The organism is Acrocarpospora catenulata, from assembly GCF_018476525.1.
GTDB classification, from domain to species: Bacteria; Actinomycetota; Actinomycetes; order Streptosporangiales; family Streptosporangiaceae; genus Acrocarpospora; species Acrocarpospora catenulata.
This window is the reverse complement of the sequence record NZ_JAHCST010000064.1, coordinates 43,442-53,050: the sequence shown is the minus strand read 5'-3', so window position 1 is coordinate 53,050 and position 9,609 is coordinate 43,442. Positions and strand designations below refer to the sequence as shown.

Annotated in this window: 7 protein-coding genes and 1 riboswitch; of the genes, 4 read left to right on the top strand and 3 right to left on the bottom strand. The window is 68.9% G+C overall.

The genetic code is table 11. From position 1 onward, the window contains the following. Positions 1-531: 531 nt before the first annotated feature. Both KIP79_RS38630 and mgrA read left to right on the top strand, forming a co-directional pair. Positions 532-2,580 carry a S9 family peptidase gene (locus tag KIP79_RS38630; protein ID WP_308170109.1) on the top strand — a complete coding sequence of 683 codons (2,049 nt, stop codon included), beginning with the start codon at positions 532-534 and terminating at the stop codon, positions 2,578-2,580. Next, positions 2,577-3,602, top strand: coding sequence for an L-glyceraldehyde 3-phosphate reductase (gene mgrA / locus KIP79_RS38625; protein WP_214109965.1), 1,026 nt, complete (start codon positions 2,577-2,579; stop codon positions 3,600-3,602). Before KIP79_RS38630 ends, mgrA begins: the two co-directional genes overlap by 4 nt. Here the strand turns inward: mgrA and KIP79_RS38620 are convergent. Further along, on the bottom strand, positions 3,599-6,004 hold the full coding sequence (locus KIP79_RS38620; protein WP_308170108.1) for a lysylphosphatidylglycerol synthase transmembrane domain-containing protein: 2,406 nt from the start codon (positions 6,002-6,004) through the stop codon (positions 3,599-3,601). The genes mgrA and KIP79_RS38620 overlap by 4 nt on opposite strands. Positions 6,005-6,199: 195 nt before the next feature. Here KIP79_RS38620 and KIP79_RS38615 point away from each other — a divergent pair, with 195 nt between their 5' ends. Continuing rightward, entirely contained in the window at positions 6,200-8,209 is a 2,010-nt protein-coding gene (locus tag KIP79_RS38615) for a molybdopterin-containing oxidoreductase family protein (protein WP_214109964.1), read from the top strand. Positions 8,210-8,290: 81 nt separating this feature from the next. Then, the gene (locus tag KIP79_RS38610; RefSeq protein ID WP_250214534.1) at positions 8,291-8,776 is read left to right on the top strand and encodes a hypothetical protein; all 486 of its coding nucleotides are present in this window, start codon (positions 8,291-8,293) and stop codon (positions 8,774-8,776) included. Here KIP79_RS38610 and KIP79_RS38605 read toward each other — a convergent pair. Together KIP79_RS38605 and KIP79_RS38600 are read right to left on the bottom strand one after the other, a co-directional pair. Then, a complete protein-coding gene (locus tag KIP79_RS38605) occupies positions 8,760-9,152 on the bottom strand; it encodes a VOC family protein (protein ID WP_214109963.1) in 393 nt (130 codons plus the stop codon). The two genes, KIP79_RS38610 and KIP79_RS38605, sit on opposite strands and share 17 nt — an antisense overlap. Before the next feature lie 42 nt (positions 9,153-9,194). Continuing rightward, a complete protein-coding gene (locus tag KIP79_RS38600; RefSeq protein WP_214109962.1) occupies positions 9,195-9,431 on the bottom strand; it encodes a CBU_0592 family membrane protein in 237 nt (78 codons plus the stop codon). A gap of 11 nt (positions 9,432-9,442) precedes the next feature. Further along, positions 9,443-9,511: riboswitch (guanidine-III (ykkC-III) riboswitch) on the bottom strand. Between the last annotated feature and the right edge of the window lie 98 nt (positions 9,512-9,609).

Genomic DNA, 9,609 nt, shown 5'->3' with positions numbered 1-9,609 from the left:
GCTTGAAGAAATGCTCCTGGCCAACATTCACATGAATGTCAACCAAAGGAATCCGTCAAAAATGACGGGGTTGTGCATCATGCACTGGCTTTTAGCACACTGTTGAGTTCTCAAGAAACGCACACGTTCTCCCGAATCAGAAGGAACCTAGATTCCCACCGCCCGGGGGCGTCTTTTTGCTTTTGTGTCTGTTATCCTGGCAAGTGATTCAGTCAGTGTCAAATCAATCCGTTCGAGGATTTCTCTGACGCCGACCCCGGTCACTTACTGGGAATTCGGACCGCCCCGTTCCCAGGGCAACCCCTCGAATCTACCAGCCCCGAATCGGTCACGCGAACCGATCATCAGAACCGCCACATTCAAGGAGTTACCGAAGCTCCCAGCGCACACCACTAACCTGCGCCGAAGCACCGGGGTGGGATTGCGCCGGACCACTCCGGCCCACCAAGATTACCAGCCCTCCAGAGCATCCCCGACCAGGGACGCCGCGACCCATCCGGCACAACCGGCCTCACACCATAGAGTGAGCGGGTGACGATCGACATGCCGCCCGCGGCCAAGAAGAATCCGGTCGAGCGTACCCACCACGGCGACACCGTGATCGATGAGTACGCCTGGCTCATCAGCAAGGACGACCCGGACACCGTCCCCTACCTGGAGGCGGAGAACGCCTTCACCAGCGCGGCCACCGACCACCTCCAGGGGCTGCGGGAGACGATCTTCCAGGAGATCAAGGCCCGCACCCAGGAGACCGATCTCAGCGTGCCGACCCGCAAGGGCGCCTGGTGGTACTACTCGCGCACCGAGGAGGGCAAGCAGTACGGCATCCAGTGCCGGGTGGCGGCGGACGGTGACGACCCGCCCACCTTGACGCCGGGAGAGCCACTGCCTGGGGAGCAGATCCTGCTGGACGGTAACGAACTCGCCGGCGACAGCGCCTATTTCGCGCTCGGCGCGTCGTCCCTCAGTCCGGACGGCAGCATGCTGGCCTATTCGACTGATTTCTCGGGGGATGAACGTTTCACCCTGAGGTTCAAAAACCTGGAGACGGGCGAGCTTATTCCCGACGAGATCCCGGGGATCTTCTACGGGGGCGCCTGGGCCGGGGACGGCTCCGCCTTCTTCTACACGAAGGTGGACGAAGCCTGGCGGCCGGACCGGGTGTTCCGTCACGTGCTGGGCTCCACCGATGAGGACCCCATCGTCTACCACGAGACGGACGAGCGCTTCTGGATCGGGATCTCGCTCTCCCGGAGTGAGCGTTTCCTGGTGCTCGGCGCGCACAGCAAGATCACCAGCGAGGTCTGGTTCCTGGACGCCACCGAGCCGACGGGCGAGTTCACCGTGGTCCTCCCCCGGGAGACGGGCGTCGAGTACCACCTGGACCACCAGAACGACCGCTTCCTCATCCTGCACAACCGGAACGCGGTCAACTTCGAGCTGGCCACCGCCCCCGTGACCGACCCGGCCGCCTGGACGCCGCTGATCGCGCACCGGGACGACACCCGGCTGCTCGACGTGGACGCCTTCCAGTCCCACCTGGTGGTGCACTTCCGGCGGGACGGGCTCACCGGGCTGCGCATCCTGCCCGAGGACGCGGAGCCGTACGAGATCAAGTTCCCGGAGCCGCTCTACGACGTGGCCCCCGCCGGGAACTCCGAGTTCGTGACCTCGCGGCTGCGGCTGGCGTACACCTCGATGGTCACCCCGCCCTCGGTGTACGACTACGACCTGCCGGCCCGGGAGCTGATCCTGCTCAAGCAGCGGCCGGTGCTGGGCGGCTACAACGCCGAGGACTACGAGCAGTTCCGGGACTGGGCCACGGCCGAGGACGGCACGAAGGTGCCCATCTCGGTGGTGCTCAAGAAGGGCACCGACCTCAAGACCGCGCCGATCCTCCTGTACGGCTACGGCAGCTATGAAAGCTCGATCGACCCGTACTTCTCGGTCGCCCGGCTCTCCCTGCTGGACCGGGGGCTCGCGTTCGCGGTCGCGCACGTGCGGGGCGGCGGCGAAATGGGCCGCAACTGGTACGAGGACGGCAAGCTCCTCCGCAAGAAGAACACCTTCACCGACTTCGTCGCGGTGGCCCGGCACCTGGACAACGACAAGATCGTGGCCAGGGGTGGCTCCGCGGGCGGCCTCCTGATGGGGGCGGTGGCCAACCTGGCCCCCGAGCTCTTCGCCGGCGTCGTGGCCGAGGTCCCTTTCGTGGACGCGCTCAACACGATCCTGGACCCGTCCCTCCCGCTGACGGTGATCGAATGGGACGAGTGGGGCGATCCTCTGCACAACGCGGAGGTGTACGCCTACATGAAGTCGTACTCGCCGTACGAGAACGTGCGCGACACCGACTACCCCCCGATCCTCGCGATCACCTCCTTCAACGACACCCGCGTCTTCTACCACGAGCCGGCGAAGTGGATCGCCCGCCTGCGGGCCACCGCGCGCGGCGGCCCCTTCCTGCTGAAGACCGAGATGGGGGCCGGGCACGGGGGCAGGAGCGGCCGGTACGACGCCTGGCACGAGGAGGCGTTCACGCTCTCCTGGATCCTCGACCGAGTTGGAGTGACGAAATGACGTATGTTGCCGCCACCGACCGCTATGGCCCGATGCCGTACCACCGGACCGGGCGGAGCGGGCTGAAGCTGCCCGCGGTCTCGCTGGGCCTGTGGCACAACTTCGGCGACGACCGGCACCTCGACACCCAGCGGGCGATCCTGCGCCGGGCGTTCGACCGGGGCGTGACCCACTTCGACCTGGCCAACAACTACGGCCCGCCGTACGGCTCGGCGGAGAAGAACTTCGGGCGCATCTTCGCCGAGGATTTCCGTCCGTACCGGAATGAGCTGGTGATTTCCACCAAGGCGGGCTGGGACATGTGGCCCGGGCCGTACGGGGAGTTCGGGTCGCGGAAGTACCTGCTGAACAGCCTGGACGACTCGCTGCGGCGGATGGGGCTGGACTATGTGGACATCTTCTACAGTCACCGGTTCGACCCGGAGACCCCGCTTGAGGAGACGATGGGCGCCCTGGACCACGCGGTCCGGTCCGGGAAAGCGCTCTACGCGGGCATCTCGTCCTACTCCCCGGAGCGTACGGCCGAGGCCGCGGCGATCCTGCGGCAGATGGGCACCCCGCTGCTGATCCACCAGCCGTCCTACTCGATGCTCAACCGGTGGATCGAGGGCGGCCTGCTGGACACGCTGGAGGCGGAGGGCGTCGGCTGCATCGCGTTCTCCCCGCTGGCTCAGGGCATGCTGACCGACCGGTACCTGAACGGCGTCCCCGAGGGGTCCCGGGCGTCCCAGGGCAAGTCGCTCGACCCGGACATGCTCACCGCGGAGACCCTCAAGCACATCCGCACGCTGAACGAGATCGCCGGACGGCGCGGCCAGACGCTGGCGCAGATGGCGCTGGCCTGGGCGCTCCGTGACAAGCGGGTGACCTCGGTGCTGATCGGGGCGAGCAGCGTCAAGCAGCTGGAGGACAACCTGGCCTCGGTGAACCGCCTGGACTTCACCCCGGACGAGCTGGACGCGATCGACAAGGACGCGGTGGAGGCCGGCATCGACCTCTGGCGCGGTTCCAGCACCAGCTAAAGGGCGTCGTGCCGTTGCAGCCAGGTGAAAGACGCCCAGCCTGGCAGCACCGGCAGCCAGAAGGTCATCAACCGGAAGAGCAGCACGGCCGAGGTGGCGACGGTGCCGGGCAGGCCCGCCACGGTGAGGCCGAGCGAGAGTGAGGCTTCGACCGCGCCCAGCCCGCCGGGGGTGGGCGCGGCGGAGCCGATCGCGTTCCCGGCCAGGAAGACCACCGCGACGGCGGCGAAGCTGACCTCGCCGCCGAAGGCGCGCACGCAGGCGCTCAGGCAGATGACGAACATCAGGGTCAGCATGAGGGTGCCGGTGAGCGCCTCGATGATCTTCCGGGGCGACTGGAGCACGTCGAGCAGGCGCGGGATGACCCCGGAGAACAGCGCCCGGACCCGGGTGGTGAGCATCCGCCGCAGCGGCCGTACGGCCAGCACGACCACCATCACCACCGCGAGGGCGAGCAGCACCACGAGCAGGCCGCGGGACGGGGTCAGCGACGGCGCGGCCTGGGTGCCGGTGAGGTAGCCGAAGGCGAGCAGCAGGGTGATGTGCGAGGCCAGGCCGACCAGCTGGGAGGCGCCCACGCTGGCCACCGCGAGGCCCGGCGGGATGCCGTGCTTCTGCAGGTACCTGGTGTTGATCGCGACGCCGCCCACGGCGGCGGGGGCGACCAGCTTGACGAAGGAACTGGCCAGCTGGACCAGCACGGTCTGGCCGAGCGGCAGATGCTCGGGCACGAACCCGCGCAGCATGGCCGCCGCCGCCACGTAGCTTCCCGCGGCGGCGAGCAGCGCCACCCCGCCCCAGGCCCAGTTGGCGGTGGTCACCACCGAGACCAGGTTGACCTTGCTGAGCTGGGAGAGCAGAAAGTAGGCCGCGAAGGCGCTGGCGATGATGGTCACCAGGGTCCGGGGCCGGAACCGTTCGAGGCGGACCTCGTCCACCTCGACCTGCGGTTTCAGCGCCACGATGTGTTCGCGGATGGCGGGCAGCAGGTCCTTCTGGCGGCGGGTGGCGGCCCGGGTGGCCCGGGTCAGCGCGATGCGCTGGAGCAGCGGCAGGGCCCCGGCCAGCGCGTCCGCGCCGAGCACCGCGGTGGCCGACTTGACCGAGCGTTCCGGGCCGACCCGCAGGGCCAGGTAGGCCAGCAGCTGGGCGATGTCCAGGCGGAGCAGCAGGTCGCCGGCGGCGATCTCGCCGCTGCGGGCGTCCACCAGCACCACCCGGCCGTTCTCGTCGAGGTGGATGCTGTCGCCGGTGAGGTGGCGGTGGGCCAGCCGGTTCGCCTGGAGCAGCCGGACCTGCTCCCAGATCTGGGCGAGCAGTTCGTCGTCGATCTCGTGGTCGGGCAGTTCGGCCAGCGGGCGGCTGTCCACGTGCTCGTAGGCGAGCAGTGCGGCCTCGGTGCCCACCTCGCTGGTGCCGAGCAGGCGGGGGATGCTGGCCCCGGCCGCCTGGGCCGCGTACGCCATGAGGGCCTCGCGTTCGAGCTCGGCGCGCAGGGAGCGGATGGCGCGGCGGCGGGTCTCGGTGGTGAGGCGGAGGCGGCGCCAGATCCGGTAGACCACCCCGGCCACCTGGCGGTCCCGGTCGAGCACGGTGACGTCCAGGCGGGACTGGTCGGCCAGGCCCACCACGTACCGGCGGCTGCCGGACAGGTCGTCGTCGATGCGGCGGGCGCTGACGGGGGCGAAGCCGAGGCGGCGCAGGGCGGCCACCATGGCGCTGCCGGGCGGGCGGGTGTTGGCGCTGCCGATGCCGTACAGGGTGGCGTAGCCGACGGCCAGGCCGACCAGGTAGGTGACGATGGCCCCGAGCGCGGTCACCTTGGTGGCGGTGAACAGGGCGAACAGGTCCAGGCAGAGTGCCGTCCAGAGCAGGGCGCGCCACTGCGGGCGGCGGGACATGCGGACGGCCGTGGCGTAGGCGATGGCCGGGGTGAGCACGGTGTTGAGCGGCTCCACGTCCCGGCCGCCGGTGAGCAACTGGTTGAGGTCCGCCGGGCCGGCGGCGATGATCCACTCGTCCATCGCGTACGAGAGCAGCAGCGCCAGGATGGCGGCGATCAGGCCCTGGGCGACGCGCATGCCGTCCCGGTGGAAGACGCGTTCGACGGCGAAGGCGACCGGGACCGCGAGCACCGAGATGCCGCCGAGCAGGCCCGCGATCGAGGAGAGAAACGCGGGGGCTCGTCCTGTTCCTGCCTGTACGTCGATTTCCAGGCCGTTGAGTGTGCGCTGGGCGACCAGGGCGAGCAGCACCACGGCGGCCAGCGCGACCAGGGTGAGCAGGAAGCGGATGGCGTCCGAGGGCCGGCGGATGCGCTGGGGCAGCAAGGGCTCGACGACGAGGACGACTCCGTGATCCGGAGCCCCCACCGATGCGTCCTTCTCCTTGATGCCCCTCACCACCGTGATTCTGTGCGATCTTTACTGACCGTGTCCACAACGTAAGTGCTGCGCATGGCCCCTCGTCCGGGAGATTGCCCGGGTTACGCGCTTTACCCCACTCTATGGAGCCGAGGGGCGCGATGATCAGGCAGATCTTGCCCATCTCTTCGGCCGGGTAGCCGTTCTGAAACCCGGGGATCGTACAGTAGCGGGATGGAGTTGCGGGTTTTGGGGGCTTGTCCGCTGGACTGTCCGGATACCTGTTCGTGGGTGGTCACGGTCAAGGACGGGGAGGCGGTGGGGCTCAGGGGCAACCGCGATCATCCGTACACGCGGGGCGCGCTGTGTGTGAAGGTCAACCGGTACCTGGAGCACACGAAGGCGGCCGACCGCATTCTGTACCCGTTGAAGCGGGTGGGGCCGAAGGGCGCCGGGGAGTTTGTCCGTATTTCCTGGGATGAGGCGCTGGACACCATCGCCGGGCGGCTGACCTCGATCATCGACGAGTTCGGCGGGGAGGCCATCTGGCCGTACCAGGGCACCGGGACGCTCGGTTACATCCAGGGCGAGACCGGCGAGGCCGGGCGGCGATTCTGGAACGTACTGGGCGCGTCCCGGCACGATCTCAATATCTGCTCCCGCGCCGGAAATGTCGGACTGCGCTATACGAACGGCACGCCGGCCGGCATGGACCCTGAGACCATGGCGCGGTCCCGGCTCATCCTGCTGTGGGGCACCAACACCCTGACCAGCGGTCACCATCTGTGGAAGTTCGTCCAGGACGCCCGGGCGGACGGGGCGTACGTGGTGGCGATCGACCCGATCCGGACCAGGACCGCCGAGCAGGCCGACGAGCACCTGCCGATCCGTCCCGGCACCGACGGCGCGCTCGCCCTCGGGCTGCTCCACGTGGTGCTGGAGGAGGGCGCAGAGGACCGGGACTACCTGGCGGAGCACACCCTCGGCTGGGCGGAGTTCCGGGAAGAGATCCTGAAATATCCGCCGAGCAGGGTGGCGGAGCTGACCGGGTTGCCCGAAGCGGACATCCGCGCCCTCGGCGTACGGCTCGCGCACACCCGCCCGACCGCCATCCGGGCCACCATGGGCATCCAGCGCCACCGTGGCGGCGGCGCCGCGATGCGGGTGATCGCCTGCATCCCCGGAGTCACGGGCGACTGGCGGTATCCGGGGGGCGGCACGGCGTACTCGACCTCGGCGCACGTGCCGCTGGCCGTCAACCCGCGCTACGACCTGCTCCCCCGCCCGGTCCGCACGCTCACCATGACCCGGCTGGCCGACCAGCTGGACGAGTCGGTCAAGTGCCTCTGGGTGTACGCGGCCAACCCGATGGGCTCCACCCCGGACCAGAACCGCATCCGGGAGCGGCTGCTCCGCGAGGACCTGTTCACCGTGGTCATGGAGCAGTTCCCGACCGACACGGTGGACTACGCCGACATCGTGCTGCCCGCCACCATGCAGATCGAGCACACCGACCTGCACGCCGGTTACGGGCACATGTACCTGATGTGGAACGAACCGGCCGTCCCGCCGCCGGGCGAGTGCCTGTCCACCACCGAGACCTTCCGCCGCCTGGCCCGCCACCTGGGCCTGACCGAGCCTTCCCTGTACGACTCCGACCTCGACCTGGCCGAGCAGTTGCTGGCCGGAACCCCGACCATCAACCTGGACCAGCTGCGCAAGGACGGCTGGGCCCGGCTGGACGTGGCCGACCCGTTCGTCCCGTTCACCGAGGGTTTCCCCACGCCGAGCGGCAAGCTGGAGTTCGTCTCCGCGCCGGCGGAGGCCGACGGCCTGCCCAGGGTCGCCACCTACGTCCCGTCCCGGACGGCGGCCAGGCCGTCCACCCGGCTGACGCTGATCACCCCCGCCTCGCACACCTTCCTGAACACGATCTTCGCCAACAACCCGGAGCTGCTCCGCCGCTCCAAGGACCCGGTCGTCCTGGTCCACCCCATCGACGCGGCGGCCCGCGGCCTGACCTCGGGGACCCTGGCCCGGGTGGTCAACGCGACCGGCGAAGTCACCGCGAACATCGAAATTTCCGACAAAGTGCGGCCGGGGGTGGCGGCCATGGCCAAGGGGCGGTGGCTCAAGCTGACTCCCGGCGGGGCCAACGTCAATGCCCTGGTCGAGGAGGCCGACGCCGACATGGGCCGGGGCGCGACCTACCACGACAACTGGGTGGAGATCACCCCCGCCTGACGCCCCTGACGGAGGTGCGTCAGGGGCTGCTCAGGGACTTCCCCGATGTGGCGGAAGCGACCGGCGAGGCACGCTGAAACCATGGCAGAGAACATGAACGAACTGACTCGACGTGACGAGATGTCACTCGCCGGCGCCGCGCTGCGTGGCGCCCCGTGGAAGCCCGCCGCCGTGACCGGCGGCGCCGTCGCGGGCACCAGCCTGCTGCTGGGCCTGGTCACCGGTACCGCCAACCTGACCTGGGCGCTCTGCGTGGGCATCACGCTCTTCTCGCTGGTCGCCTCGGTCGGCGCGGTCTCCAAGCCGGACATCGGAGACCGCGTCACCCAGCAGGCCCGGCGCTGGTCGCTGCGGCACCCGTGGCGGTTCTCGCTCTACCCGGCCGCCGCCTCGGCCATCCTGATGTACCCGGTCCAGCTGATCGTGGACCGCGAGGGCGTCTTCGGGGCGGCCTGGGATGCGGTCTGGGGCGGTGTCTGGGTGTACGCGATCACCGCCGTACTGGCCATGTCGATGCGCGGCCGGGCCAGGGAACGGCGGCTGGGCGGGCCTAAGCAGGACTGGTAGCCGCCCGCTCCTGCTCGCTCCGGCAGACGCAGAACTCGTTGTCCTCAGGGTCGAGCAGGGTCACCCAGCCGGTCCCGTCCGGGCGCCGGAAATCGCCGTGCAGGGTGGCGCCCAGCTTCAGGAGGCGTTCCACCTCCTCGTCCCGGGTCCGCCCCTCGGTGGGCATCAGGTCCAGGTGAATCCGGTTCTTCACCGTCTTGCCCTCGGGCACCTTGATGAACAGCACGTGCGGGGGCCCGTCCGGGCGCTCGAGCATCACCTCGTCGTCGTCGGGCGCCCACTCCACCAGCCGCCAGCCGAGCACGTCATGCCACCAGGCCGCCAGTTCGTGTGGCCGGGCGCAGTCCAAGGTCACCGTGTGGATCTCCATAGTCATGCGCCCAAACCAACAGCAACACCAGCAAAGACGTCAAACGGGTTATCTCGGGCTTCTCACCACCCGGACCAGCCCTACCGCCGACACGATCGCCCACACCCCCTCCAGCAGCAGGAATCCCCAGTCCTGGCTGAGCAGCGCGATCCAGGTCAGCACCGCCGACCCGACGAGGTTGAGCAGCAGGTAGATCTTCGACTGGGCGTCGACCACCCTGGTCTGGGTGAGCAGGAAGGCGCTCAGAACGAAGAGCGCGCCGATGACCTGAACGAGTCCATGCATGATCGCTTTTCCGCGCGCCGTCTTCGCCGAGCCGGGTACGGCCGCCCTCGTCCGGGAGATCCCGAGCCGGTGATCTCTAACACCGGCAACATCCGGACTGTGAGAACTATTTCCCGCCGCCGCACCCCGTGACCGGTTCCGCCTAAAAACTGCGCTTAGCTTCTGTTACTGACGGGTA

Bases quoted from the DNA above. Each gene is read 5' to 3' on its own strand.
- mgrA (WP_214109965.1), top strand. From the start codon at position 2,577: ATGACGTATGTTGCCGCCACCGACCGCTATGGCCCGATGCCGTACCAC.
- KIP79_RS38615 (WP_214109964.1), top strand. From the start codon at position 6,200: ATGGAGTTGCGGGTTTTGGGGGCTTGTCCGCTGGACTGTCCGGATACC.
- KIP79_RS38610 (WP_250214534.1), top strand. From the start codon at position 8,291: ATGGCAGAGAACATGAACGAACTGACTCGACGTGACGAGATGTCACTC.
- KIP79_RS38605 (WP_214109963.1), bottom strand. From the start codon at position 9,152: ATGACTATGGAGATCCACACGGTGACCTTGGACTGCGCCCGGCCACAC.
- KIP79_RS38600 (WP_214109962.1), bottom strand. From the start codon at position 9,431: ATGCATGGACTCGTTCAGGTCATCGGCGCGCTCTTCGTTCTGAGCGCC.